Genomic DNA, 24,630 nt, shown 5'->3' with positions numbered 1-24,630 from the left:
CCGTATTCTAGCGAGCCTGTGTGGCACGCAGACGGCTGTGGCGGAAGCCGTAGCCGAAATAGATCAGCAGGCCGAGCGCGGTCCAGCCGCCCATCAGCAGCCAGTTGTGCGCGGTCATCGCCGACAGCAGCGCCAGGCAGCTGAGTACGCCGGCGATGCAGATCGGCCAGGCGAACCGAATGCGGAACGGGCGCGGCAGGTCCGGCTGGGTGCGGCGCAGGATCAGCACCCCGGCGCAGACCGCGGCGAAGGCGATCAGCGTGCCCATCGAGGTCAGCTCGCCGAGCACGTCCAGCGGGAACAGCGCCGCCAGCAGCGCGATGCCGACGCCGGTGATCACCGTGTTGATGTGCGGGGTGCGGTACTTGGGATGGATCCGGGTGAACAGCGGAGGCAGCAGCCCGTCGCGGGCGATGATCATGAAGATCCGCGGCTGGCCGATGATCATCACCAGCACCACCGAGGACAGCCCGATCAGCGCGCCGACCTCGACCACCAGCCGCAGCCAGGCCAGCTGCGGATGCGCGGCCACCGCGGTCACCACCGGCTCGTCGGTGCCGAGCTGGGTGTACGGCACCAGCCCGGTCATCACCGCCGCCATGGCGATGTACAGCACGGTGCAGATCACCAGCGACAGGATCATGCCGATCGGCAGATCGCGCTGCGGCCGGTGCGATTCCTGCGCCGCCACCGACACCGCCTCGAAGCCGATGTAGGCGAAGAACACCATCGCCGCGCCGCGCAGCACGCCTTCCATACCGTACTTGCCGGGGCCGGCGTTGGCCGGGATGAACGGGTGCCAGTTGGCGCTGTCCACGTACTTCCAGCCGACCGCGACCACCAGCAGGATCAACCCGGTCTTCAGCGCCACCATCGCCATGTTCATCGCCGAGGACTTGCGGATGCCGACGTAGCACAGCCAGGTCAGCAGCAGCACGATGCCGGCGGCGGGCAGGTTGGCGATCGCGCCGGTGCGCTGCAGCTTGCCGTCCAGCGGCGCATTGACCAGGGCCGCGGGCAGGTGAATGCCGAAATGGTCGAGCAGGCTCAGGAAATAACCGGTCCAGCTCACCGCCACCGCCGAGGACGACACGCCGTATTCCAACACCAGCATCCAGCCGATGAACCAGGCCGCCAGTTCGCCGAAGGTGGCATAGGTGTAGGTGTAGGCGCTGCCGGACACCGGCACCATCGCCGCGAACTCGGCGTAGGCCAGCGCGCAGAACGTGCAACACAGCGCGGCCAGCACGAACGACAGCATGATCGCCGGCCCGGCGTGGTTGGCCGCGGCCTGCCCGGTGATGACGAAGATGCCGCCGCCGATCACCGCGCCGATGCCCAGTGCGGTCAGGCCCCAGGGACCGAGCGCACGCTGCAGGCCCAGGCCGCCGGCGTCCTCGTGGGCGGCGTGGGGATGTTTGGTGGCCCAGAGTTGTTTGAACATGGAGCGGTTCCTGTTGATCCCCGCACATGGAGGTGCAGGCTCTTGCATGAGGGACGCGAGATCTGAATACCCGCACATGGACGTGCGGGCTTTTGCGAGGGACGCGCAATTACGCCTTGGTGGCCAGACGGCTGTGGCGGATGCCGTAGCCGAAATAGATGAACAGGCCGATCACAGTCCAGCCGACGAACACCTTCCAGTGTTCCTGGAACGCCTGCAGGAACAGGAACAGGCAAGCCAGTGCGCCGAGCGGGCAGATCACCATCGCCAGCGGCACCCGGAACGGGCGCGCCAGGTCGGGCTTGGTGAAGCGCAACACCATCACCCCGATGCAGACCGTGGCGAAGGCGAGCAGGGTGCCCATCGACACCAGTTCGCCGAGCACGTCCAACGGGATCAGGCCGGCCAGCAGCGCGGCCACCACGCCGACGAAGAGGGTGCCGACGTAGGGCGTGTGGAACTTGCGGTGGACCTTGCCGAACAGCTTCGGCAGCAGGCCGTCGCGGGACATGGTGTAGAAGATGCGCGGCTGCGCCATCAGCATCACCAGCACCACCGAGGACAGGCCGGCGATCGCGCCGATCTCCACTGCGGTCTTCAGCCAGGCCAGGCTCGGGTAGTGCTCCAGCGCGGTGGCCACCGGCTTGGCGGTGCCGAGCTGGGTGTAGGGCAGCAGGCCGGTCAGCACCGCGCAGACGATGATGTAGATGACCGTGCATACCGCCAGCGACACCAGGATGCCGATCGGCATGTTGCGCTGCGGGTCCTTGGTTTCGCCGGCCGAGGTGGAGACCGCGTCGAACCCGATGTAGGAGAAGAACACGATCGAGGCGGCGCGGAAGATGCCGCTCCAGCCGAACTGGCCCGGCCCGGTGTTCTCGGGGATGAACGGGTGCCAGTTGGCCGGATCGATATGGGAAATGCCGAAGCCGACGAACAGGCAGATCACCGCGACCTTGATCGCCACCACGATGGCGTTGACGAACGCGGACTGGGTGACGCCGACGTAGCACAGCGCGCTGACCGCGACCACGATCAGCACCGCCGGCAGATTGACGATGTTGCCGGAGGCGACGAAGGCATCGCCGTCCCAGACCAGCGGCGCGCCGGCCAGTTCGGCGGGGAACGGCAGGCCCAGAGTGCCGCTGAGGAAACTGATCAGATAGGCCGACCAGCCGACCGCGACGCTGGAGCCGGCGAACAGGTATTCCAGCACCAGGCACCAGCCGATGAACCAGGCCACGCCTTCGCCCAGGGTGGTGTAGGAGTAGGAGTAGGCGCTGCCGGAGACCGGCATCATCGCCGCGAACTCGGCGTAGCACAGCCCGGCGAAGGCGCAGGCGACGCCGGCGAATACGAACGACAGCATCACCGCCGGTCCGGCGTGGTTGGCTGCGGCCTGACCGGTCAGCACGAAGATGCCCGCACCGATCACCGCGCCGATGCCGAGCATGATCAGATGCTTCGCAGTGAGGGTCCGTTGCAGCGTGGCTTCGCCTTCCAGGCTGCCTTCGAACGGTTCGCCGGCATCGACGTGGCCGGCAGGCTCGATCGGCTTGACCCTCAACAGAGACTTCAGCATGCGGTGCATTTCCCAGTGGCGATCGGAGCGGTCTCGCCCCGGTAACGATGGTGCGCTAGGCCCAAGCAGGCCACGCAAGCGTCGTACCATGCCAAAGCCGGGCGGCCGCCACAAGCAGCGCTGCGCCGTCGGCGGCGATAATGGCCGGCCCCGATCGCGAGAACCGCCCATGCCGGACCTTTCCCTGCGCCGCCATTTGCACGCCTATGCCACCCGTTGGCCGCAGCAGGCCGAGGTTGCCGCGCAATTCCTGGCAGTGCTGGACGATGCGCAGGACCCGTTCGTGCGCGCACGCCTGGACGGCCACTTCACCGGTTCGGCCTGGCTGGTCAGCGCCGACGGCACCCGCACCCTGCTGACCCACCACCGCAAGCTGCAGCGCTGGCTGCAACTGGGCGGGCATGCCGACGGCGAGCGCGACCTGGCGCGGGTGGCACTGAAGGAAGCCGAGGAGGAATCGGGGCTGTCCGGGCTGGCGCTGGAGGACGGCGCCCTGTTCGACCTGGACCGGCACTGGATTCCTGAGCGCAGCGACGTGCCCGGACACTGGCACTTCGACGCGCGCTACGTGGTGCGCGCCGGCGCCGACGAGGCGTTCGCGGTCAGCGCCGAGTCGCTGGCCCTGGCCTGGCGCCCGATCGCCGAACTGCTGGCCGAGCCGGACCTGGACCCGTCGCTGCGGCGCATGGCCGGCAAGTGGCTGGCGCAGCGCGGCCGCTGATGCGCGGGTGACGGGTGACGGGCGTTGCCTGACTGGCGTGCGCGGGCGCTGAGCATCCGCCGCTGGCTGGGCGTGCATTGCGGGATTGGGTACCCTTGGGCGCCCGTTACCTGTCCATGCCCATGTCCCGCACCGCTGCTGCCTTCACCTACCGCCTGGCGTTCCGCCCGCTCGACGAACGGATGGCGTCGGCCGAACTGGCGCGCACCGTGCACCGAGCGCTGCTGGCGTTGAGCGGGCCGCCGCATGGCGTGACGATCGTCAGCCTGCAGCGCCCGCCGCGCGAGGACGGTGCCGGCCTGTACATGGAGGCCGTCACCACCGGCCCGGAGCGGTGGTACCTGAAGGCCGACGATTATCTGTTGAGCGAGGGGTTGCGCGGCGAATTGCAGCCTTGATCGGGACTCGGGACTCGGAAAAGCGTGGGTTGCGTGATCTGCTTTTCCACGCTTGTTTCCTGCCTCTGTTGCATTCGTGCGTTTGCGTCACCGCGATCCATCCAAGCCTGATCGCAGTCGGAGAACGGACTCGCCGGCGTCGCCGCTGTTCCGAGTCCCGAGTCCCGCACTCAGTAAAGAACCCTCGTCCGCACCGTTCCCGCGATCTGCCCCAGCTCGTCCTTCAGCACCGCCGCCAGTTGCTCGCTGGCGGCGACGTCGATCACCACGTAGCCGACCTTGGGGTCGGTGCGCAGGAACTGGCCGTCGATGTTGACGTTGTGGCGCGAGAACAGTTCGTTGATCTGCGATAGCACGCCCGGCACGTTGCGGTGGATGTGCAGCAGACGCAGGCTCTCGGCGTGCTCGGGCAGGGTGACCTCGGGGAAGTTCACCGCCGACACGGTGCTGCCGTTGTCGCTGTAGCGCACCAGCTTGGCCGCCACCTCCACGCCGATGTTGTCCTGCGCTTCCAGCGTGCTGCCGCCCACGTGCGGGGTCAGGATCACGTTGTCGTGCGCGGTCAGCGGCGATTCGAATGCGTCGCCGTTGCCCTTCGGTTCGACCGGGAACACGTCCACCGCCGCGCCGCCGATGTGGCCTGAGCGCAGCGCCGCGTCCAGCGCGGCGATGTCGATCACGGTGCCGCGCGAGGCGTTGATCAGGTGCGCGCCCGGCTTCATCTGCGCGATCTGCGCCGCGCCGATCATGTCCTTGGTCGACGGCGTTTCCGGCACGTGCAGGGTCACCACGTCCGAACGCGCCAGCAGCTCGTCCAGGTCGGTCGCCACGCGCGCGTTGCCCAGCGACAGCTTGGCTTCGATGTCGTGGAAGATCACCTGCATGCCCAGCGACTCGGCCAGCACGCCGACCTGGGTGCCGATATGCCCGTAGCCGACGATGCCCAGCACCTTGCCGCGGGTCTCGTGGCTGCCGGCGGCCGACTTCGACCAGCCGCCGCGGTGGCATTCGGCGTTCTTCTGCGGAATCCCGCGCAGCAGCAGGATCGCCTCGGCGATGACCAGCTCGGCGACGCTGCGGGTATTGGAGTAGGGCGCATTGAACACCGGAATGCCGGCCAGCTCGGCCGCGTCCAGGTCCACCTGGTTGGTGCCGATGCAGAAGCAGCCGACCGCGATCAGGCGCTTGGCCTGCGCCAGCACCTCGGCACTGAGCTGGCTGCGCGAGCGGATGCCGACGATATGCGCCTCGGCGATGCGCGCCTTCAGTTCGTCTTCCGGCAGCGACTTGGCGTGCAGTTCGATCTGCGAGTAGCCGGCGGCGCGGAACACGTCGATGGCGGTCTGGCTGATGCCTTCGAGCAGCAGCACGCGGATATCCTGCTTCGGAAACGAGGTTTTCTTGGGCGACATTGCGGCGACGAGGCCTGGCGAAAGGGGCGGTCACTATGCCAGATGGATCCGCGCTTTGGTGCGCCGCAATAGGATGCCGGGAGGGCGCGGATGCAACAGTGGCGACGGTTTCAGTTGCATCTTGTTCGGGACTCGGGACTCGGGACTCGGAGCGAGCGTGCGCCTGACAGCCGTCCTTGCTTCGAGCCGGTGGCCCTTCGCTTTTCCGAGTCCCGAGTCCCGAGTCCCGAACAAAACTAGACGCCACCGCACAACGCTGGCACGCTTGAACGCTTGCCTTCGCCCCGACCTCTGAGCCCATGACCGACCCGCGCCTGGACGCCCTTACGCATGCCGTTCCCGGACTGCGCCTGAAGACCGACCCCGCCGACCTGGAGCACTACGGCCGCGACTGGACCCGGCGCTGGACGCCGGCGCCGCTGGCGATCGCGCTGCCGGCCACGGTGCAGGAGGTGCAGGCGGTGCTGCGCTGGGCCAACGACCACGCGGTGGCGGTGGTGCCGTCGGGCGGCCGCACCGGCCTGTCCGGTGGTGCGGTGGCCGCGCACGGCGAACTGGTGCTGAGCCTGGAGCGGATGAACAAGGCGCTGGCGTTCGATGCGGTCGATCGCACCCTCACCGTGCAGGCCGGCATGCCGCTGGAGGCGGTGCATAACGCGGCGCGCGAGCACGGGCTGGTGTATCCGGTGGATTTCGCCGCGCGCGGCTCGTGTTCGATCGGCGGCAACATCGCCACCAATGCCGGCGGCATCCGCGTGATCCGCTACGGCAATACCCGCGAATGGATCGCCGGGCTCACCGTGGTGACCGGCAGCGGCGAGCTGCTCGAACTCAACCGCGGACTGATCAAGAATTCCAGCGGCTACGATTTCCGCCAACTGCTGATCGGCTCGGAAGGCACCCTCGGCATCGTCGTGGAGGCCACGCTGCGGCTGACCGACCCGCCGCCGCCGAGCAATGTGATGCTACTGGCGCTGCCTTCGTTCGAAGTGCTGATGCAGGTGTTCGCCGCGTTCCGCAGCCGCCTGCAGCTGGAGGCGTTCGAATTCTTCACCGACCGCGCGCTGCAGCATGTGCTGGCGCACGGCGCGCAGGCGCCGTTCGACACGGTCTATCCGTACTACGTGGTCACCGAGTACGCCAGCGGTGACGAGGCGCAGGAAGCCGCGGCGCTGGCCGCGTTCGAGGCCTGCATGGAGCCGGGCTGGGTGTTGGACGGGGTGATCAGCCAGAGCGATGCGCAGGCCGCGCAGTTGTGGCGCCTGCGCGAAGGCATCACCGAGGCAGTGGCGCGCTACACGCCATACAAGAACGACGTGTCGGTGCGGATCTCGGCGATGCCGGCGTTCCTGGCGCAGACCCAGGCGCTGCTCGGCCAAGCCTACCCGCAGTTCGACGTGGTCTGGTTCGGCCATATCGGCGACGGCAACCTGCACATCAACGTGCTCAAGCCCGACGCCACCGCCGACGCCGATTTCATCGCCGCCTGCGAGCAGGTCACCAAGCTGCTGGCGCAGGTGCTGGCCGAGCATGGCGGCAGCATCTCCGCCGAACACGGCATCGGCCTGGTCAAGAAGCCGTATCTGGAGAGCACCCGCAGCGCCGAGGAGATCGCGCTGATGCGCGCGGTCAAGCGCGTGTTCGATCCGGCCGGGCTGCTCAATCCAGGCAAGCTGTTCGATCCCTGAGCCGTGCGCAGGCCACGCAGGCACGGGTGCCGCGGCGATGCTCGCGCTCGCGGCGGCGGCCGGCTAGGCTATGCCGAGGCGGCCACGGCCGTCCCCTCTTTCCCGATCCCGCTGGAACCGATGCGATGAACCGAGTGACCGCGCGCTGCGCGCTGTTGTTGATCCTGACCGTCCCGGCGTTCGCGCAGGCATCCAGCTTCGCCGGCAGTTCCGCCGGCTCGGCCTCGGTCGGTTCGGCCGGCAGTTCGGCGTCCTCGGACAGCAGCTCCGGCAACGACAAGTTGGTGCTGCAGGCGCGCGACGACGCGGCTGGTTTCGTCGCCAGCGCCGGCCGCCTCCGCGGCGCGCAGTTGGAAGCGGCGCTGCGCGTACTGCGCGAGCGCAACCCGCAGGCGCAGCAGGCCAGCGACCTGCAGCTGGCGCAGGCCATCCTGGCGCTGTGACACCGCGCCGGCGGCGCCGGCTGGCATGGCTGGCGCTGCTGGGGCTGGCCTGCGCAATGCCGGCGCAGGCCTTGCAGTTGCAGGTCGATCCGAGCGGATTGAGCGCGCCCGAACGCGCGGCCAGCCAGGCGCTGCTCGACGCGACCCTGCCGACGCTGCCACCGGCCTGGAGCGCGGCGATCGCGGCACCGCCGACCCTGCAGTGGCGTGACGACCTGCCCGAGCAGGTGCACGGACGGGCGCAGGCGCGGCAGCTGCTATTGAACAAGGCCGTGCTGCGCGCGTGGATGGCGCCGCCCGCCACCGGTGCCGCCGACGCTGGCGCAGCAGATCCGGCGCGGCGGCCGTCGGTCGCCGCGCTGCTGCACGAACTGGCGCATTTCTACGATCGTTCCGCGGCGGGCCGGCTGTCGTCGGATCCGCGCCTGCTGGATCTGGCCGGCTGGCAGGTCAGCCCGATGCGGCTGGGCCTGCGCCGGGGTCGCAACGCCTTCCGCGAGCGCAGTCCGGACCGCTACGAACTGGCGTCTCCGGCGGAATTCGTCGCGGTCAACCTGGAGCACTTCCTGCTCGATCCGGACTACGCCTGCCGGCGCCCGGCGCTGGCGCGGTATTTCGCGCAGCGCCTGGCCTGGTCGCCGTCGGCGACGGCCTGCGCGCCCGGCTTGGCCTACCTGCAGGATCCGCTGGCCGACGAGGCGGCGCTGCTGCAAGTCGATCCGGCGCGGGTCTACGCGGTGGACTACCTGCTGGCCGAGGGCAACGCGCAGCCGATGAGCCATTGGGGCCACAGCATGCTGCGGCTGGTGATCTGCGCGCCGGGACGCGCGCCCGGTCCTGATTGCCGCCTGGACCTGGCGTATCACAAGGTGCTGTCGTTCCGCGCGTTCGTCGACGACGTGCAGATCTCCAACCTGCGCGGTCTGCTCGGTTCGTATCCGTCGCGGCTGTTCGTGCTGCCGCTGCGCCAGGTGGTGGACGACTACACCCAGGTGCAGCTGCGCGGCCTGCAGTCAATTCCGCTGCGGCTGAAGCCTGAGGAGATCGCGGCACTGCTGGAACGCGCCGCGCAGCTGCACTGGAGCTACGACGGGCGCTATTACTTCCTCAGCAACAACTGCGCGGTGGAAACCTACAAGCTGCTGCACGACGGCGTGCCGCGCCTGGCCGGCGCGCGCTTGTCCGGGATCAGCCCCACCGGGCTGCTGCGGCGCCTGGCCCGCGCCGGCATCGCCGACACCGCGGTGCTGGACGATGCGGATGCGGCCACACGCCAGGGCTATTACTTCGCACCGGCGAGCGCGCACTACGCGGCGATGTTCGCGGTGGCGCGCGCGCAGCTGGCACTGCCGGCGCGCACTGCGCAAGCCTGGCTGGACTTGCCGGCGGCGCAGCGCACGCCCTGGCTGCAGCGCGGCGACCTGCGCGCCAGCGCCGCACTGTTGTTGCTGGAGAACGCCGCGCGCCGGCGTCAGGAGCAGCGCGGTCGCGATGCGTTGAAACGGCGCTATCTAGCCAGGGCGCATCTGCCTGCCGCGGCCGGCTCCGGCGTCGATGTTGGTACCAGTGTTGCCACCACGGTCGCCGACGCGACGGCTGTCCAGACCCAGGATGCCGCTGCCGCAGTGCGCGCGGTGCTGGCGCAGCAAGGCCTGTTGAGCCAACCGTCGACGCTGCTGCAGGGCCAGCCGGGCTATGGGCTGCCGCAAGCGCAGGAGCGTGCCTGGCTGCAGCAGCAGGGGCAACCGCGGATCGACGCGCTGCGCCGCGACGGCGCAGTGCTGCAGGCGCGCCTGCACGCCTTGCTGCCGCCACAGCTGCGCGCGGAACTGCCGCAGATCGACGCGAATCTGGCGGCGCTGGGCGCGCGGCTGCGCGAACTCAACCGCGAAGGTGGGGGGCTGCAGTTGCTGTCGCCGTCGCGGCTGCAGCCTGCGGACACGAAATGACGGCGCTGGTAAGGTGGTTCGAGGCTGACGCGCGCCGCGTGATGATTCGATTCCGGTCACGACAGGGCATGTCAGAGCGACCAAAGGCATCTTGACGCCAGCGGACGCTAATGCATTCCTGGCACGGTCTGTCGCGGCTGAAGCTGCTCCTATAAGAGCTGGCTGCCCGCTGTAGGAGCGGCTTCAGCCGCGACAGGACCATCGGCGCAACTCGCTCAACCAGCCGCCATTACGGCAAATCGCGACCCACGTCTTCGCCATGGCGATCCAACCAAGCATGGCGCGCAGGATCCTGCCGCTACTTCGCGCGCAGCCTGGCCCAGGTCGCTTCGTTGCCGTCGCACTACTTCGCCATCGCCTTTTCCAGCGCGCGGCGGCGCGCGGCATCGTCGGCTTCTTCGCCGGCGAAGTGGCTGCACACGTCCTGGCGCGCGACGAAGGCGCGGATCTCCTGCGGCAGCGCGCAGAAGCCGGCGTGGTGCTCGGGATCCACCTCCGCCGGGATCGCGCAGCCGGCACAGGCCTGCTCCGCGGCAGCAGGCGTGGCCGCCGCCAAGCCCGGCAGGATCAGCAGCACGGCCAGCGCGAGCGCGCGCCGTGCACGCACCGACTCAGTCCGCGCGGCCGGCGAACTCGCCGGTGGTGGTGTTGACCAGCACGCGCTCGCCGTTGCCGATGTATTCCGGCACCATGATCTCAAGCCCGGTGCTGAGCTTGGCCGGCTTCGGCCGCTTGGTCGCGGTGCCGCCCTTCAGCTCCGGCGGGGTTTCGATCACTTCCAGGGTCACGCTCTGCGGCAACTGCACCGCCACCGGCTGGTCGTCGATGACCTGCACGTAGAGGCCGGTCAGGCCTTCAGTGATGTAGCCGGCGTCGTCGCCGATCACGTCGGCATCGAGGGTGTACGGGGTGTAGTCCTCGTCGTCGAGGAACACGAACGCCTCGCCGTCCTTGTACGAAAAAGTGGCCTGGCGGCGCAGCAGGTCGACTTCGCGCAGGTCGTCGTCGCCGTCGAAGCTGGCATCGAGCTTGTTGCCGCCCGGCACGCTGTACATCACGAAGCGGAAGCGCACGTTGCCGCCACGGCCCTGCGGCGAGCTGCGCTCGATGTCGCGGATCTGGTAGACGCCGTTGTTGTACTCGACGACGTTGCCTTTCTTGATTTCGTTGGCTTTCATAGGGGGCTGGGAATCGGGATTGTGGAATAGGAAAAGCGTCAAGCAGGCGGGCGGGAATCAGTGACAGGGATGCGCTTTGCGATTCCCCATTCCCGACTCCCCGCTACTTGGGCGCCAAGCGTACCGCGCCGTCGAGGCGGATGACCTCGCCGTTGAGATAGCGGTTGCGCAGCAGGAACAGCACCGTGTCGGCGAATTCCTCGGGGCGGCCGAGCCGCGGCGGGAACGGGATCGACGCGGCCAGCGACTGCTGCACCGCCTCGGGCATGGCGTCCACCATCGGCGTCCAGAAGATGCCCGGGGCGATGGTGTTGACGCGGATGCCGAAGCGCGCCAGTTCGCGCGCCATCGGCAGGGTCATCGCCACCACGCCGCCCTTGGAGGCGGCATACGCGGCCTGGCCGATCTGGCCTTCGTAAGCGGCGACGCTGGCGGTATTGACGATCGCGCCGCGCTCGCCGTCTTCGCCCGGCGCATTGTGCTGCATCAGATCGGCGGCGGCCTTGGCGACGTTGAAGCTGCCGACCAGGTTGACCATCACCGTGTCCTGGAAGGTGGCCAGCGCCATCGGCGCCTCCTTGCCGAGCACGCGGCCGGCGCCGAGGATGCCAGCGCAGTTGATCGCGGCGTTGAGCCCGCCGAGGAAGTCGCGCGCCGCGCTCAGGTGCGTTGCCACCTGCGCCTCGTCGCTGACGTCGGTGCGGAAATAGCGCGCCTGCGCGGCGCCGAGCGCGGCGACCGCGGCCGCGCCCTTGTCGTCGTTGAGGTCGAACAGCGCGACCTTGCCGCCCTCGGTGACGATGCGCTGCGCGACCGCCAGGCCGAGGCCGGACACGCCGCCGGTGACCACCGCGCGGAGATCGGCAAGCTGCATGAGGTGCTCCTTTCCAGGGAAGCGTGCAGTTTAGCTGGCTGGACGTCGGGACCGGGGACTCGGGACTCGAGACTCGAAGAACGTCTCTCGGGAAGGCTTCGTTCTTTGTCGCTAAGGTCGGGACGTGCATGCGTCGCCGTCGTGCACGGTGGGTGGCGTGGGGCAGCAGGGCACGCGCGGCCGAGCGCTGCCGGCGCACCGGTCGCTTGCGGTTACGCCGCCGCCAGCGCCTGGCCGACCTTGCTGCCGGTCGCGCGGCCGAGCTTCTGCGCCAGCCAGCGCCCGGTCGCGGCCAGGGCCGGCAGATCGATGCCGGTGGCCACGCCGTTGCCGTGCAGCAGGTAGACCACGTCCTCGCTGGCCACGTTGCCGCTGGCGCCCTTGGCGTACGGGCAGCCGCCGGCGCCGGATACCGCCGCATCGACCACGCGCACGCCTTCTTCCAGGCACGCGGCGATATTGGCCAGGGCCTGGCCGTAGGTGTCGTGGAAATGCACCGCCAGCGCCGCCATCGGCAGTTCGGCGGCGACCGCGCGCAGCATCGCCCGCGCCTTGGCCGGGGTGCCGACGCCGATGGTGTCGCCCAGCGAGATTTCGTAGCAGCCCATGGCGTGCAGCTGCCGCGCCACTCGCACCACGTCGGCCAGCGGCACCGCGCCCTGGTAGGGGCAACCGAGCACGGTGGAGACGTAGCCGCGCACCTTGACCCCATCGGCCGCCGCGCGTGCCAGCACCGGCGCGAAGCGCGCCAGCGATTCGTCGATGCCGGCATTGGTGTTGGTGCGGTTGAAGGTTTCCGAGGCGGCGGTGAACACCGCGACCTCGCGCACCCCCACCGCGGCCGCGCGCTCGTAGCCCTGCAGGTTCGGCACCAGCACCGGGTAGTCCACGCCCGGCGCCGGCACGATGCCGGCATAGACCTCGGCCGCGTCGGCCAGTTGCGGCACCCATTTCGGGCTGACGAAACTGGTCGCCTCGATGCTGCGCAGGCCGGTGCGCGACAGCTGCGCGATCAGTTCGATCTTGTCGGCGGTAGCGACCCAGGCCTTCTCGTTCTGCAGGCCGTCGCGCGGTCCCACTTCCACCAGGCGCACGAAGTCGCTCATCGGCGGCGCCTGCAGCGGGGCGCGCAAGCGGGCGCGGCCAAGAGAGGCCGGGCGGGGCAGGGCGGAAACGGTGAATTGGCGGTCACATGCATTCCTTGGAGTGGAAAGCGAAGCTGCGCTCCAGATCGACCCAGCGCATCCCGATGTGGTCGAGCGCGCTCACCACAATCCCAGCCAGTTCGGGTCGCGTTTGTCCAGAAACGCGCTCAGGCCTTCCTGGCCTTCGGCCGAGACCCGCAGTCGGGCGATCAGCGCGGCGTTGTCGCGGTCCAGCATGGCGTTGTCGCCGCCTGCGGCGACCCGGCGCACCAGCGCCTTGGCGCCGGCGGTGGCGAGCGGGCCGGCCTGGCCGAGCAGTTCCACCTGGCGCTGCACCGCCGCGTCCAGCGCGGTCGGCGCCACGGTCTGGTGCACCAGGCCGATCTGGGTAGCGGTGGCCGCATCGAACGCTTCGGCGCTGGCGAACCAGCGCCGCGCCTGGCGCGCGCCGATCGCGGCGATCACATACGGCGAGATCACCGCCGGCAACAGGCCCAGGCGGCTCTCGCTGAGCCCGAAGCGGGCGTCGGTGGAGGCCACGGCGATGTCGCAGCAGGCGACCAGCCCGACCGCGCCGCCGAAGGTCGCGCCATGCACCCGCGCCACTGTCGGCTTGGTCAGTTCGTTCAGGGTGCGCATCAGCTGCGCCAGCGCCAGCGCATCGGTCATGTTCTCCGCCTCGCTGGCGCTCGCCATCGAGCGCATCCATTGCAGGTCGGCGCCGGCCGAGAACGCCGCGCCGGCCCCCGCCAGCACCACTACCTTGACCTTCGGATCGGCGCCGATCGCGTGCAGCGCTTCGGTCAGCTGCGCGATCAGCGCGGCGTCGAACGCGTTGCGTACCTCGGGTCGGTTCAGCCGCAGCGTCAGGACCTTGCCTGAGCGCTCCAGCAACAGTGCATCGCTCATCGGCAGTTCTCTCGCGAAGGGATAACGGCAGCCATACGGCTGATGATAGCGGGCCGTGCCGGCCGCGCCATGATGCGATGCGACGATGCTACAATTGATAACCATTCTTATCGACGGAACGTTCCGTGACGTTGTCCGATATGCCGTTGCGCAGCACCGCCACCGTGGAGACCGTGCACGAGCGCCAGCCCAACGACGCCATCGCGCGCCGCCTGCGCGAACTGGGTTTCGTCGCCGGCGAGCAGGTGCAGGTGCTGGCCAGCGGTCCGGTCGGCGGCGAGCCGTTGCTGGTGCAGGTCGGCTATACGCGTTTCGCGCTGCGCCGCAGCGAAGCGGCGCGGGTGCAGGTCAGCGTCAGCGCTGAGATGCAGTCATGAGCGCAGACGTGGTCCCGCTGCGCCTGGCCCTGGTCGGCAATCCGAACTGCGGCAAGACCGCGCTGTTCAACCAACTCACCGGCAGCAAGCAGAAGGTAGCCAATTACGCCGGTGTGACCGTCGAGCGCAAGGAAGGCCGCTTCCGCGCGCCGTCCGGGCGCGACTTCGCCGTGCTCGACCTGCCCGGCGCCTACAGCCTGCAGCCGGCCAGCCTGGACGAGGCGATCACCCGCGACCTGTGCCGCGGCTTCTATCCGGGCGAGCCGGCGCCGGACGTGCTGGTGTGCGTGATCGATGCCACCAACCTGCGCCTGCACCTGCGCTTCGCGCTGGAGCTGCGCGAGCTGGGCAAGCCGATGCTGGTGGCGCTGAATATGGTCGATGCCGCGCAGCGCCGCGGCATCCGGATCGACCGCCAGGCGCTGGAAGACGCGCTCGGCGTGCCGGTGATCGAGACCGTGGCGGTGCGCCGCAACGGCGCCAAAGCCCTGGTCGAGCGGCTCGACGCGATGGCCCCGGCGCTGCCGCCGGCGGTGGCGCCGGCCGAAGGGCAGGGCGACTACCACCAGCAGGTACGGCGCATCCTCGCCGCCGCGGTATCGATGCCGAGCCGCACTTCGCGCATCGACGACGCGCTGGACCGCTGGCTGCTGCATCCGGTCGCCGGGTTGCTGACCCTGGCGGTGGTGATGTTCCTGATCTTCCAGGCGGTGTTTGCCTGGGCCAAGCCGGTGATGGATCTGATCGATGCCGGCAGCAAGGGGCTCGGCGCCTGGGTCGGTGCAACGCTGCCGGCCGGGCCGCTCAATAGCCTGCTGGTCGACGGCATCATCGCCGGCCTCGGCGGGGTGGTGATCTTCCTGCCGCAGATCCTGATCCTGTTCGCCTTCATCCTGGCGCTGGAGGAATCCGGCTACCTGCCGCGCGCGGCGTTCCTGCTCGACCGCATGATGGCCGCGGCGGGGCTGTCGGGGCGCTCGTTCATCCCACTGCTGTCCAGCTTCGCCTGCGCGGTGCCCGGGATCATGTCCACGCGCAGCATCCAGGACCCGCGCGACCGTCTGGCCACGATCCTGGTCGCGCCGCTGATGACCTGCTCGGCGCGGTTGCCGGTGTATGCGCTGCTGATCGGCGCGTTCATCCCGCAGAAACAGGTCTGGGCCGTGTTCAACCAGCAGGGCCTGGTGCTGTTCGGCTTGTATTTCGCCGCGATCGCCAGCGCGCTGGCGGTGTCGTGGACGATGAAGAAGTGGCGCCGCGACAAGGGCGAGCATCCGTTGCTGCTGGAACTGCCCTCGTACCGCGTGCCGCACCTGCGCGACCTGGCGCTGGGCCTGTGGGAGCGCGCGGCGATCTTCCTCAAGCGCGTCGGCGGCATCATCCTGGCGCTGACCATCCTGCTGTGGTTCCTGCTGTCGTTCCCGGCCGCGCCGGCCAACGCCACGCTACCGGCGATCGACTACAGCTTCGCCGGCCGCATCGGCCACGCGATGACCACGGTGTTCGCGCCACTGGGCTTCAACTGGCAGATCTGCATCGCGCTGATCCCCGGCCTGGCCGCGCGCGAGGTGGCGGTGGCGTCGCTGGCGACGGTATACGCGTTGTCGGCGGCCGACGACGATGCCGCGGCGCAGGCGCTATCGCCGCTGATTCACAATGGCTGGTCGCTGGCCACCGCGCTGTCGCTGCTGGTCTGGTACATCTATGCGCCGATGTGCATTTCCACCCTTGCCACGATCAAGCGCGAGACCAACTCGTGGAAGCAGATGAGCTTCGCGGCCTTCTACCTGTTCGCGCTGGCGTATCTGGCCTCGCTGCTCACCTACCAGGTTGCGGCGGCGCTGGGCGCCGGCTGAGATGAGCACGTCGCTGCTGCTGCAGTACCTGGTGATCGCGCTGGCGGTGCTGCTCAGCGCCTGGGTGGTGCTGAAGAAGCAGTTTCCCGGCACTGCGCGCACGCTGCGCAGTGCGATCGCCCTGCGCTTGCTCAAGCCGGGCCGTGCGACCTGGTTGCAGGCGCTGGGCAGGAAGATCGCGCCGGCGGCCAGCGCCGGCGGCGGTGCCTGCGGCGGTTGCGACAGTTGCGGTCCCACTCCGCCGCAGCGGCATTGAGTCTGGCGGCCTGACAGGCCCAACCCATAGGGGCATTGTTGCGCGTGTACGCTGCCGTGCCAGCGCTGACGTGAACACGCTGCGCGGCAATGGCGCGAGCTGCTCGGGGGAGGGATGACACGCCCTGGGGCGGCATCGCCGCAGCGTCTGCCGGCATGGTGTGCTCTACGCTGCCGCTGCCTCGCAGTGCTCCAGTCATGCCAGCGCGATCAGGAAGCTGAAGAAGCAGCGCGCGAAGAGCCATGGCTCGCAGGCGTTCACCCCCGACCAGGTCAAGTGCATCTTCGACTAGCTGACCAGTGGTGAAACGGATCATGAACCTGGTCTCGCTGCCCTATCAACTTCAGCTCGACCCGTTTCAGGTGGCTTCGTATTAGGCACCAGCCATTCTCGTAGCATCCGAACGGCGCAGCATTCGATGGTTTACCTAGGCATCGACGTGGCGCCCATCGACCAGTGATTGAGTAGCGAACTGCTTGCGTTGAAACGGCGATCACAGGCACCACAGAGGTATCGCTGCGGATGCGTCAGCCACGATCGCATGATGAACAAGGGCAGGGCTGATCCAACATCGCGCGATGCAGGTGCTGCGACATGCAGCGTGATCCGGCAAGCGGACTGGGCGCTATGACGCACGTAAAACGCGTATTGCACCACGCCGCGGCACCGCGCGTCTTCGCTGACTTGCCAGGCCAGTGGCGATGGGCATGGTGTCCGCGGCCAAGCCGCATGGAGACGAGACCAGCCTCTACTGGAGGGCGACGGGCGGTCTGAGCAGCGCGATCGTGAAGACGGTGACGGGGAGTTCGGACAGCCCGTCGACAAGAACCTGGCGTTGATGCAGGTGGGGATGACGATCATCGACCAGATCAATACGGCTGGGGATCTAGAGCGTGACAAAGAGAAAGATCGGGCGCGGATGTTCTCGGGCCTGGGCATGGCGGGTCCGGCTGCGTCGCACGTAGGCCGAGGCATTCGGGAACCTGCGGCTGCGGCGTTGCCGACGGTGCGACTTCACAATCCCGCCAAATGGGTTACCATTTGGTCATTATTGAATGCGGAACTACGGGTGGCCCGCGGCAACGCCGGCCGAGCGTGCGACATGAGCACTACCATCGCCCCAGCATGAAACCCCGTCCAAGGCTGTCCGAGCAGGCGCCCTTGCGGCGCCTTCTTTGTATCCCGCGCCTTGCGCCGCCGGCTTCCGACGCGCGGCGGGAAACGTCCGCCCCGCCTCGCTTTCCTTCTTGCCGACTCCCATGATCACGATCACGCTCCCCGACGGCAGCCGCCGCGAATTCGAACACCCCGTCAGTCCCATGGACGTGGCCCAGTGCATCGGCCCGGGCCTGGCCAAGGCGACCATCGCCGGCCAGGTCGATGGCCGCCTGGTCGACGCCTGCGACCCCATCGAGCACGACGCCAACCTGCGCCTCGTCACCGCCAAGGACGCCGAAGGCGTGGAGATCATCCGCCACTCCTGCGCGCATCTGGTCGGCCATGCGGTCAAGCAGCTGTACCCCGAGGTCAAGATGGTGATCGGCCCGATCATCGCCGAGGGCTTCTACTACGACATCTACAGCGAGCGCCCGTTCACCCCCGAGGACATGGCGGCGATCGAAAAGCGCATGCAGGAGCTGATCGCGCAGGACTACGATGTGGTCAAGAAGGTCACCCCGCGCGCCGAGGTAATCGCGCTGTTCCGCCAGCGTGGCGAGGACTACAAGCTGCGTCTGATCGAGGACATGGCCGACGACGTCACCGCGATGGGCCTGTACTACCACCAGGAATACGTGGACATGTGCCGCGGCCCGCACGTGCCCAACACGCGCTTTCTCAAGGCCTTCAAGTTGACCCGCATCTCTGGCGCCTACTGGCGCGGCGATGCCAAGAACGAGCAGCTGCAGCGCATCTACGGCACCGCCTGGGCCGACAAGAAGCAGCTGGATGCCTACATCCTGCGCATGGAGGAAGCGGACAAGCGCGACCATCGCAAGATCGGCAAGCAGCAGGGCCTGTTCCATCTGCAGGAAGAAGGTCCGGGGCTGGTGTTCTGGCATCCGAAGGGCTGGTCGATCTGGCAGGTGGTCGAGCAGTACATGCGCAATGTGTACCGCACCAGCGGCTACGGCGAGGTGCGTTGCCCGCAGATCCTGGACGTGTCGCTGTGGCAGAAATCCGGCCACTGGGACAACTACCAGGACAACATGTTCTTCACCGAGTCGGAGAAGCGCACTTACGCGGTCAAGCCGATGAACTGCCCGGGCCACGTCCAGGTGTTCAACCAGGGCCTGCACAGCTACCGCGACCTGCCGATCCGCTACGGCGAGTTCGGCGCCTGCCACCGCAACGAGCCGTCCGGCGCGCTGCACGGCATCCTGCGCGTGCGCGGCTTCACCCAGGACGATGGCCACATCTTCTGCACCGAAGCGCAGATCGAGGCCGAGGTCACCGCCTTCCACCTGCAGGCGCTGAAGGTCTATGCGGATTTCGGTTTCTCCGACATTTCGGTGAAGCTGGCGCTGCGCCCGGACAAGCGTATCGGCACCGACGAATTCTGGGATCGCACCGAGGAGACGCTACGCCGCGCGCTGCGCGCGGTGAACGTGGAGTGGGAGGAGCTGCCGGGCGAGGGCGCCTTCTACGCGCCCAAGATCGAGTACCACCTGAAGGATGCGATCGGCCGCACCTGGCAGCTGGGCACCATGCAGGTCGACTACTTCATGCCCGAGCGCCTTGGCGCCGAGTACGTGGACGAGCAGAGCCAGCGCCAAACCCCGGTCATGCTGCACCGGGCCATCGTCGGTTCGATGGAGCGGTTCATCGGCATCCTGATCGAGCACCACGCCGGCGCGTTCCCTGCCTGGCTGTCGCCGGTGCAGGCAATGCTGATGAACATCACCGATGCCCAGGCCGACTATGTGGAGAGCGTGCGGAAACTCCTTGCAAATCAAGGGTTCCGCATCGAGGCCGATTTGCGGAACGAAAAAATCGGCTATAAGATTCGCGAACACACGCTGCAGCGGGTGCCGTATCTGCTGGTGGCGGGCGACCGCGAGAAGGAAAACGGCGCCATTGCAGTCCGCACGCGATCGGGGGAGGATCTGGGGACCATGTCGGTTGCCGCCTTCGCCGACCGGCTGCGCGCCGAGCAACTGGCGTAAGACAACCCCGATGCGGGCGGAGCCTCCTTCCGCGTCGGTCCGATTCCCCTGGGAGATTGCAACATCAGTACCCCTGACAACAAACAGAACCGCAAGAACCAAGAGATCCGTGTCCCGCGCGTTCGCGTGATCGGCAAGGACGGCGAGATGGTCGGCGTGTTGACCCGCGACGAAGCGTTGGCGCTGGCAGAAGAGGATGGCCTCGACCTGGTCGAGATCCAGCCGCAGGCCGATCCGCCGGTGTGCAAGATCATGGACTTCGGCAAGTTCAAGTTCGAGCAGCAGAAGAAGGCGAACGAAGCCAAGAAGAAGACCAAGCAGGTCGAGATCAAGGAAATCAAGTTCCGTCCGGTCACGGACGAGGGCGATTACCAGATCAAGCTCCGCAACATGCGCCGCTTCCTCGAAGAGGGCGACAAGGTCAAGGTCAATATCCGCTTCCGTGGCCGCGAGATGAGCCACCAGGAACTCGGGCGCCAAATGGCGTCGCGGATCGAGGCCGACCTCGGCGAAGACATCGTCATCGAATCGCGCCCGCGCCTGGAAGGCCGGCAGATGGTGATGATGATCGCGCCGAAGAAGCGCTGACCAGCCGCTCCGGATCGCGCCCCCGTCCATGCGCGGGAGCGCGGTCGCCACGGGCGCCTGTCGGCTCCCTCCGTGTGTCCCGTCGCCGCGCTCCGCCGTCGCGCTGTTGCCGCGTGGCCGCGCATCGCGCAGCCTGTTCGAGTCCCGAGTCCCGAGTCCCGACGCGCAGGCGCCCGGATCGAAATACATGATTTGCAAGGCATTCCAAGCCCTGGCATAATGCGCGGCCCAGTGCATCGGGTTTGCCGTCAACGCGGCAATAGGACCCGCCCTGATTCTTTGAGGATCAAGGGCTTACAAGCCGGTACGGGCACGGACGGAAAGCGTGGCGCAGCCACCGCCCTGACCAGTGACAAAACACCATCAAGGACATTGCAATGCCCAAGATCAAGACCAACCGGGCGGCGGCCAAGCGTTTCCGCAAGACCGCCTCCGGCAAATACAAGTGCGGCCACGCCAACCGTAGCCATATCCTCACCAAGAAAGCGACCAAGCGGAAGCGCAACCTGCGGCAGACGAACCATGTTCGTGCCGAGGACGCTGGCCGTCTTGACCGTATGCTGCCTTACCTCTGAGGACTGAACCATGGCTCGAGTAAAACGTGGCGTCCAGGCACGCCGTCGTCACAAGAAAGTTCTGAACCTCGCCAAGGGCTACTACAACGCCCGTCGCAAGGTTTTCCGCGTCGCCAAGCAGGCGGTGATCAAGGCGCAGCAGTACGCCTACATCGGCCGCAAGCAGAAGAAGCGCGTGTTCCGTTCGCTGTGGATCACCCGCATCAATGCGGCGGCCCGCACCAACGGCCTGAGCTACAGCCGTTTCATGAATGGCCTGCTCAAGGCTGGCATCACCCTGGACCGCAAGGTGCTGGCGGACATCGCCGTGCACGACGCGCAGGGCTTTGCCGCCTTGGCGGAGAAGGCAAAGGGCGCGCTGGCGGCATAAGTGCGAGTCCCTCGCAGGAGCCCGCACATCCATGTGCGGGTGTTCAACGAGGGAGCCATCGCCAACATGCAGGGGAAGGGCGCGAGTCCTTCCCCTTTTTGCGTTTTGTGCATCCCGATTGCGGGATCGGTCCTGTCGCGGGGTGTCTCCCGAGCGCAGGATCCGGGTCGGGGTGGTCGGCTGAAGTGAGGCGCGAGTGCTAATGAATGAGTGATATCCAATCCCTGAGCGGGCAGGCGCTGGCGGACATCGCCGCGGCGGCCAGTCCCGAAGCGCTGGAGCAGCTGCGCGTTGCGCTGCTGGGCAAGAGCGGCAGCATCACCGCACAGCTGAAACAGCTCGGCGCGCTGCCGCCCGAGCAGCGCAAGCTTGCCGGCGAGGCGATCAACCAGGCGCGCGATGCGGTCTCCGCGGCGCTGGCCGCACGCCGGGCGCTGCTGGAAGGCGCGGCGCTGGATGCGCGTCTGGCCGCCGAGCGCATCGACGTGACCCTGCCGGGCCGGCGCGGCGAGCGCGGCGCGCTGCATCCGGTCACGCGCACGCTGGAGCGCATCACCGAGATCTTCGCGCGGCTCGGCTACGAGTTGTCCGACGGTCCGGAGATCGAGGACGACTGGCACAACTTCGAAGCGCTGAACTTTCCGCCGCACCATCCGGCGCGGGCGATGCACGACACCTTCTACTTCGGCGACGGGCGCCTGCTGCGCACCCATACCTCTGGCGTGCAGGTGCGTTACATGGGGCAGCATGCGCCGCCGCTGCGCATGATCGCCGCCGGCAAGGTCTACCGCAGCGACAGCGACCAGACCCACTCGCCGATGTTCCACCAGGTCGAAGGCCTGCTGGTCGACGAGCATTCCACCTTCGCCGACCTTAAGGGCACCTTGTCCGAGTTCGTGCGCGCGTTCTTCGAGCGCGACTTCGAGATGCGCTTCCGTCCCAGCTATTTCCCGTTCGTCGAACCCGGCGCGGAAGTGGACATCGCCTGGCAGCAGCCCGATGGCAGCACCCGCTGGCTGGAAGTGCTCGGCTGCGGCATGGTGCATCCGAACGTGCTGCGCAGCGTCGGCATCGATCCGGAGCGCTACACCGGCTTCGCCTTCGGCATGGGCGTGGAGCGCTTCGCGATGCTGCGCTATGGCGTCAACGATCTGCGCGCGTTCTTCGAGAACGATGTGCGGTTCTTGCGTCAGTTTGCTTGAGTTCTGTTCGGGACTCGGGACTCGGGACTCGGGACTCGTGGAAGCGTCAGCGTTCCACGTGTCCGCGCGTCCTGGTATCCCAGTCCCGGGTCCCGAGTCCCGAGTCCCGGAAAATTCATGAAATTCTCTGAAAACTGGCTGCGCAGCCACGTCCCAACCCAGGCCTCGCGCGATGAATTGGCTGCGACCCTGACCGCCATCGGTCTCGAGGTCGAAGAGGTCACGCCGCTCGGCGAGTCGCTGCAGCAGGTGGTGGTGGCGCGCATCGTCGAGGCGGTGCGGCACCCGGAAGCCGATCGGCTGCAGGTGTGCCAGGTCGATGCCGGGCAGGGTGGCTTGCTGCAGATCGTCTGCGGCGCGCCGAATGCGCGCGCCGGGCTGGTCGCGCCGCTGGCGCTGGTCGGCGCCCAGGTAGGCGGCATCGCGATCCAGGCAGCCAAGCTGCGCGGCGTGGAGTCCAACGGCATGCTGTGCTCGGCCAAGGAGCTGGGCCTGGACAGCGATGCGTCGGGCCTGTTCGAGCTGCCCGACGATGCGCCGATCGGCCAGGCGCTGAGCGAGTATCTCGGTTTGCCCGACGCCAGCATCGAGATCAAGCTGACCCCGAATCGCGCCGATTGCTTCGGCGTGCGCGGCATCGCCTACGACGTGGCCGCGGCCTGCGCCAGCGAAGTGCTGCCGTTCGCGGCCGCGCCGGTCGCTGTCGCCAGCGAGCGCTGCCTCGAGGTGCGCCTGAAGGCGGGCGCCGATGCGCCGCGCTACTGCGGGCGCGTCGTCGAGGATCTCGACCCGGCGGCGAAGACGCCGCTGTGGATGGCCGAACGCCTGCGCCGCTGCGGCGTGCGTCCGGTGTCGCTGCTGGTCGATATCACTCAGTACGTGATGCTGGAACTGGGCCAGCCGATGCATGCCTTCGATCTGGACACGCTGCACGGCCCGGTCGGCGTGCGCCGCGCGCGTGCCGGCGAGACGCTGAAGCTGCTCGACGGCCGCGACGCGACGCTCGACGACGGCTTCCTGGCCGTCACCGACGGCGACCGCGTGGTCGCCCTGGCCGGCCTGATGGGCGGGCACGCCACCCGCGTCACCGATGCGACCCGGCATGTGTTCCTGGAGGCCGCGCATTTCGCGCCGGCCGCGATCATGGGCCGCGGTCGCAAGCTCGGCCTGCACACCGATGCCGGCCACCGTTTCGAGCGCGGCGTGGACCCGGCGCTGCCGCGGCCGGCATTGGAACTGGCGACGCGGCTGGTGCTGGAACTGGCTGGTGGCCGTGCCGGTCCGGTGGTCGAGGCCGAGTTGCCCGAGCACCTGCCGGCGCCGACGCCGATCGCGCTGCGCCGCGCGCGCATCGTGCGCGTGCTCGGCATCGAGATCGCCGACGCCGAGGTCGAGCGCATCCTGCGCGCGCTGGGCATGGAGGTCGCGGTTGCCGCCAATGGCTGGCAGGTCACTGCGCCGAGCCGGCGCTTCGATATCGCCCTGGAAGAGGACCTGATCGAGGAGCTGGCGCGCATCCACGGCTACGACCGCTTGCCGACCACGCTGCCAGGCGGCGCCTCGCGCATCGCCATGGGCAGCGAGACGCAGCTGGACGAACTGAGCGTGCGCCGCCAATTGGTGGCGCGCGAGATGCTGGAAACCATCAACTACGCCTTCGTCGATGCGGCGTTGCTGGATCAGTGGGGCCTGGATGCCGGGCGCGTGGCGCTGGCCAATCCGCTCAGCGCCGAACTAGCAGTGATGCGTCCGTCGCTGTTGCCGGGGCTGGTCGCGGCGCTGGGCCGCAACGTCGCCCGCCAGGCTGGGCGGGTGCGCCTGTTCGAACTGGGCAAGGTGTTCGAGGCGGCGGTGGCCGCTGCTGCGCCTATCGAGACGCAGCGCGTGGCGGCCGCGGTGTGCGGCGACGCCGACGCGTTGCAGTGGGGCCTGCCGGCACGCAAGGTCGATTTCCACGATTTGAAGGGCGACCTGGACGCGCTGGCCAGCGCCACCGGCGCACGCCTGGACTACCATCCGTCGGCACTGCCGTTCGCGCATCCGACCCGGTCGGCCGACGTGTACCGCGACGGCGCGCGGATCGGCTGGATCGGCCAACTGCATCCGCGCTTGCTGCAGGCGCTGCAGATCGACGTGGAGGTGCTCGGCTTCGAACTGGATCTGGCGCCGCTGGCCGCGCGCGCGCTGCCGCGTGCCGCCGAGCTGTCGCGATTCCCGTCGGTGCGCCGCGACCTGGCGTTCCTGGTGCCGGAGGCGGTGGCCTGGTCGGCGCTGGTGGGCAGCGTGCGCGGCGCGGTCGGGCCGCTGTTGCGCGAGGTGGTGCTGTTCGATCGCTACGTCGGGCCGGGGGTCGAGGCGGGTTTCAAGAGTCTCGCTATGGGCTTGATTTTGCAGGACAACTCGCGCACTCTGACGGATTGCGATGTGGAGGCGGTGGTCGCCGATGCAGTGGCGGTGCTGGCGCGCGAACACGATGCGCGGATTCGCGGCTGAGACGTA

General features: G+C 68.2%; 23 protein-coding genes. 15 read left to right on the top strand and 8 right to left on the bottom strand.

The window, feature by feature from the left end; genetic code table 11:
• Positions 1 to 7: 7 nt before the first annotated feature.
• Together ISN38_RS02400 and ISN38_RS02395 are read right to left on the bottom strand one after the other, a co-directional pair.
• Positions 8 to 1,444 (bottom strand): amino acid permease, encoded by a 1,437-nt coding sequence (locus ISN38_RS02400; RefSeq protein WP_003472057.1) that lies wholly within the window; start codon positions 1,442 to 1,444, stop codon positions 8 to 10.
• A 109-nt stretch (positions 1,445 to 1,553) separates the two neighbouring features.
• Positions 1,554 to 3,026 carry an amino acid permease gene (locus ISN38_RS02395; RefSeq protein ID WP_003472055.1) on the bottom strand — a complete coding sequence of 491 codons (1,473 nt, stop codon included), beginning with the start codon at positions 3,024 to 3,026 and terminating at the stop codon, positions 1,554 to 1,556.
• 169 nt (positions 3,027 to 3,195) lie between these two features.
• Here ISN38_RS02395 and ISN38_RS02390 point away from each other — a divergent pair, with 169 nt between their 5' ends.
• Both ISN38_RS02390 and ISN38_RS02385 read left to right on the top strand, forming a co-directional pair.
• The gene (locus ISN38_RS02390) at positions 3,196 to 3,747 is read left to right on the top strand and encodes an NUDIX hydrolase (protein WP_003472053.1); all 552 of its coding nucleotides are present in this window, start codon (positions 3,196 to 3,198) and stop codon (positions 3,745 to 3,747) included.
• Between the two features lie 116 nt (positions 3,748 to 3,863).
• Entirely contained in the window at positions 3,864 to 4,145 is a 282-nt protein-coding gene (locus ISN38_RS02385; protein WP_087960529.1) for a hypothetical protein, read from the top strand.
• A 170-nt stretch (positions 4,146 to 4,315) separates the two neighbouring features.
• Here ISN38_RS02385 and serA read toward each other — a convergent pair whose 3' ends face one another.
• Positions 4,316 to 5,557 (bottom strand): phosphoglycerate dehydrogenase, encoded by a 1,242-nt coding sequence (gene serA / locus ISN38_RS02380; protein WP_058361482.1) that lies wholly within the window; start codon positions 5,555 to 5,557, stop codon positions 4,316 to 4,318.
• 299 nt (positions 5,558 to 5,856) lie between these two features.
• Between serA and ISN38_RS02375 the strand changes: the two genes are divergently transcribed.
• The 3 genes from ISN38_RS02375 to ISN38_RS02365 all read left to right on the top strand — a co-directional run bounded on the left by ISN38_RS02375 (position 5,857) and on the right by ISN38_RS02365 (position 9,637).
• Positions 5,857 to 7,245, top strand: coding sequence for an FAD-binding oxidoreductase (locus ISN38_RS02375; protein WP_003472046.1), 1,389 nt, complete (start codon positions 5,857 to 5,859; stop codon positions 7,243 to 7,245).
• Positions 7,246 to 7,370: 125 nt separating this feature from the next.
• Positions 7,371 to 7,688, top strand: coding sequence for a DUF2388 domain-containing protein (locus ISN38_RS02370; RefSeq protein ID WP_047324808.1), 318 nt, complete (start codon positions 7,371 to 7,373; stop codon positions 7,686 to 7,688).
• A 56-nt stretch (positions 7,689 to 7,744) separates the two neighbouring features.
• On the top strand, positions 7,745 to 9,637 hold the full coding sequence (locus ISN38_RS02365) for a DUF7844 domain-containing protein (protein ID WP_051036348.1): 1,893 nt from the start codon (positions 7,745 to 7,747) through the stop codon (positions 9,635 to 9,637).
• A 343-nt stretch (positions 9,638 to 9,980) separates the two neighbouring features.
• On the opposite strand, the gene ISN38_RS02360 is transcribed toward ISN38_RS02365, so the two are convergent.
• From ISN38_RS02360 to ISN38_RS02340, 5 genes are all read right to left on the bottom strand, one after another.
• Positions 9,981 to 10,244 (bottom strand): hypothetical protein, encoded by a 264-nt coding sequence (locus ISN38_RS02360; RefSeq protein WP_003472020.1) that lies wholly within the window; start codon positions 10,242 to 10,244, stop codon positions 9,981 to 9,983.
• 4 nt (positions 10,245 to 10,248) lie between these two features.
• On the bottom strand, positions 10,249 to 10,815 hold the full coding sequence (gene yeiP / locus ISN38_RS02355; RefSeq protein ID WP_003472019.1) for an elongation factor P-like protein YeiP: 567 nt from the start codon (positions 10,813 to 10,815) through the stop codon (positions 10,249 to 10,251).
• A gap of 103 nt (positions 10,816 to 10,918) precedes the next feature.
• Positions 10,919 to 11,689 (bottom strand): SDR family oxidoreductase, encoded by a 771-nt coding sequence (locus tag ISN38_RS02350; RefSeq protein WP_003472018.1) that lies wholly within the window; start codon positions 11,687 to 11,689, stop codon positions 10,919 to 10,921.
• A 212-nt stretch (positions 11,690 to 11,901) separates the two neighbouring features.
• A complete protein-coding gene (locus ISN38_RS02345) occupies positions 11,902 to 12,795 on the bottom strand; it encodes a hydroxymethylglutaryl-CoA lyase (protein WP_003472017.1) in 894 nt (297 codons plus the stop codon).
• 159 nt (positions 12,796 to 12,954) lie between these two features.
• Entirely contained in the window at positions 12,955 to 13,743 is a 789-nt protein-coding gene (locus ISN38_RS02340) for an enoyl-CoA hydratase-related protein (protein ID WP_003472015.1), read from the bottom strand.
• Between the two features lie 125 nt (positions 13,744 to 13,868).
• Here ISN38_RS02340 and ISN38_RS02335 point away from each other — a divergent pair, with 125 nt between their 5' ends.
• The 10 genes from ISN38_RS02335 to pheT all read left to right on the top strand — a co-directional run bounded on the left by ISN38_RS02335 (position 13,869) and on the right by pheT (position 24,624).
• The gene (locus tag ISN38_RS02335; protein ID WP_087960527.1) at positions 13,869 to 14,120 is read left to right on the top strand and encodes a FeoA family protein; all 252 of its coding nucleotides are present in this window, start codon (positions 13,869 to 13,871) and stop codon (positions 14,118 to 14,120) included.
• Positions 14,117 to 15,976, top strand: a complete 1,860-nt coding sequence (gene feoB / locus ISN38_RS02330; RefSeq protein WP_003472009.1) for a ferrous iron transporter B — start codon at positions 14,117 to 14,119, stop codon at positions 15,974 to 15,976. Before ISN38_RS02335 ends, feoB begins: the two co-directional genes overlap by 4 nt.
• Before the next feature lies 1 nt (position 15,977).
• Entirely contained in the window at positions 15,978 to 16,232 is a 255-nt protein-coding gene (locus ISN38_RS02325) for a DUF6587 family protein (protein ID WP_003472006.1), read from the top strand.
• An 850-nt stretch (positions 16,233 to 17,082) separates the two neighbouring features.
• Positions 17,083 to 17,361 carry a hypothetical protein gene (locus ISN38_RS20755; protein ID WP_139115863.1) on the top strand — a complete coding sequence of 93 codons (279 nt, stop codon included), beginning with the start codon at positions 17,083 to 17,085 and terminating at the stop codon, positions 17,359 to 17,361.
• 130 nt (positions 17,362 to 17,491) lie between these two features.
• A complete protein-coding gene (thrS, locus tag ISN38_RS02315) occupies positions 17,492 to 19,396 on the top strand; it encodes a threonine--tRNA ligase (RefSeq protein ID WP_003466606.1) in 1,905 nt (634 codons plus the stop codon).
• 48 nt (positions 19,397 to 19,444) lie between these two features.
• Positions 19,445 to 19,984, top strand: coding sequence for a translation initiation factor IF-3 (gene infC / locus ISN38_RS02310; RefSeq protein WP_080603146.1), 540 nt, complete (start codon positions 19,445 to 19,447; stop codon positions 19,982 to 19,984).
• A gap of 377 nt (positions 19,985 to 20,361) precedes the next feature.
• Positions 20,362 to 20,559 carry a 50S ribosomal protein L35 gene (rpmI, locus tag ISN38_RS02305; RefSeq protein ID WP_002811096.1) on the top strand — a complete coding sequence of 66 codons (198 nt, stop codon included), beginning with the start codon at positions 20,362 to 20,364 and terminating at the stop codon, positions 20,557 to 20,559.
• 10 nt (positions 20,560 to 20,569) lie between these two features.
• On the top strand, positions 20,570 to 20,929 hold the full coding sequence (rplT, locus tag ISN38_RS02300; protein ID WP_047324811.1) for a 50S ribosomal protein L20: 360 nt from the start codon (positions 20,570 to 20,572) through the stop codon (positions 20,927 to 20,929).
• 206 nt (positions 20,930 to 21,135) lie between these two features.
• On the top strand, positions 21,136 to 22,131 hold the full coding sequence (gene pheS / locus ISN38_RS02295) for a phenylalanine--tRNA ligase subunit alpha (RefSeq protein WP_003466655.1): 996 nt from the start codon (positions 21,136 to 21,138) through the stop codon (positions 22,129 to 22,131).
• A gap of 117 nt (positions 22,132 to 22,248) precedes the next feature.
• Positions 22,249 to 24,624: a phenylalanine--tRNA ligase subunit beta gene (pheT, locus tag ISN38_RS02290; protein WP_047324812.1), complete on the top strand. Its 2,376-nt coding sequence runs from the start codon at positions 22,249 to 22,251 to the stop codon at positions 24,622 to 24,624.
• Positions 24,625 to 24,630 lie beyond the last annotated feature (6 nt).

Origin of the sequence: Xanthomonas translucens pv. undulosa, from assembly GCF_017301775.1 — a bacterium.
In the GTDB taxonomy this organism is placed as follows: Bacteria; Pseudomonadota; Gammaproteobacteria; order Xanthomonadales; family Xanthomonadaceae; genus Xanthomonas_A; species Xanthomonas_A translucens.
The sequence above is the reverse complement of the archived record's forward strand: the minus strand, read 5'-3'. Positions and strand labels throughout refer to the sequence as shown.

Bases quoted from the DNA above. Each gene is read 5' to 3' on its own strand.
- ISN38_RS02400 (WP_003472057.1), bottom strand. From the start codon at position 1,444: ATGTTCAAACAACTCTGGGCCACCAAACATCCCCACGCCGCCCACGAG.
- ISN38_RS02395 (WP_003472055.1), bottom strand. From the start codon at position 3,026: ATGCTGAAGTCTCTGTTGAGGGTCAAGCCGATCGAGCCTGCCGGCCAC.
- ISN38_RS02390 (WP_003472053.1), top strand. From the start codon at position 3,196: ATGCCGGACCTTTCCCTGCGCCGCCATTTGCACGCCTATGCCACCCGT.
- ISN38_RS02385 (WP_087960529.1), top strand. From the start codon at position 3,864: ATGCCCATGTCCCGCACCGCTGCTGCCTTCACCTACCGCCTGGCGTTC.
- serA (WP_058361482.1), bottom strand. From the start codon at position 5,557: ATGTCGCCCAAGAAAACCTCGTTTCCGAAGCAGGATATCCGCGTGCTG.
- ISN38_RS02375 (WP_003472046.1), top strand. From the start codon at position 5,857: ATGACCGACCCGCGCCTGGACGCCCTTACGCATGCCGTTCCCGGACTG.
- ISN38_RS02370 (WP_047324808.1), top strand. From the start codon at position 7,371: ATGAACCGAGTGACCGCGCGCTGCGCGCTGTTGTTGATCCTGACCGTC.
- ISN38_RS02365 (WP_051036348.1), top strand. From the start codon at position 7,745: ATGCCGGCGCAGGCCTTGCAGTTGCAGGTCGATCCGAGCGGATTGAGC.
- yeiP (WP_003472019.1), bottom strand. From the start codon at position 10,815: ATGAAAGCCAACGAAATCAAGAAAGGCAACGTCGTCGAGTACAACAAC.
- ISN38_RS02350 (WP_003472018.1), bottom strand. From the start codon at position 11,689: ATGCAGCTTGCCGATCTCCGCGCGGTGGTCACCGGCGGCGTGTCCGGC.
- ISN38_RS02345 (WP_003472017.1), bottom strand. From the start codon at position 12,795: ATGAGCGACTTCGTGCGCCTGGTGGAAGTGGGACCGCGCGACGGCCTG.
- ISN38_RS02340 (WP_003472015.1), bottom strand. From the start codon at position 13,743: ATGAGCGATGCACTGTTGCTGGAGCGCTCAGGCAAGGTCCTGACGCTG.
- feoB (WP_003472009.1), top strand. From the start codon at position 14,117: ATGAGCGCAGACGTGGTCCCGCTGCGCCTGGCCCTGGTCGGCAATCCG.
- ISN38_RS02325 (WP_003472006.1), top strand. From the start codon at position 15,978: ATGAGCACGTCGCTGCTGCTGCAGTACCTGGTGATCGCGCTGGCGGTG.
- ISN38_RS20755 (WP_139115863.1), top strand. From the start codon at position 17,083: ATGACGATCATCGACCAGATCAATACGGCTGGGGATCTAGAGCGTGAC.
- thrS (WP_003466606.1), top strand. From the start codon at position 17,492: ATGATCACGATCACGCTCCCCGACGGCAGCCGCCGCGAATTCGAACAC.
- rpmI (WP_002811096.1), top strand. From the start codon at position 20,362: ATGCCCAAGATCAAGACCAACCGGGCGGCGGCCAAGCGTTTCCGCAAG.
- rplT (WP_047324811.1), top strand. From the start codon at position 20,570: ATGGCTCGAGTAAAACGTGGCGTCCAGGCACGCCGTCGTCACAAGAAA.
- pheS (WP_003466655.1), top strand. From the start codon at position 21,136: ATGAGTGATATCCAATCCCTGAGCGGGCAGGCGCTGGCGGACATCGCC.
- pheT (WP_047324812.1), top strand. From the start codon at position 22,249: ATGAAATTCTCTGAAAACTGGCTGCGCAGCCACGTCCCAACCCAGGCC.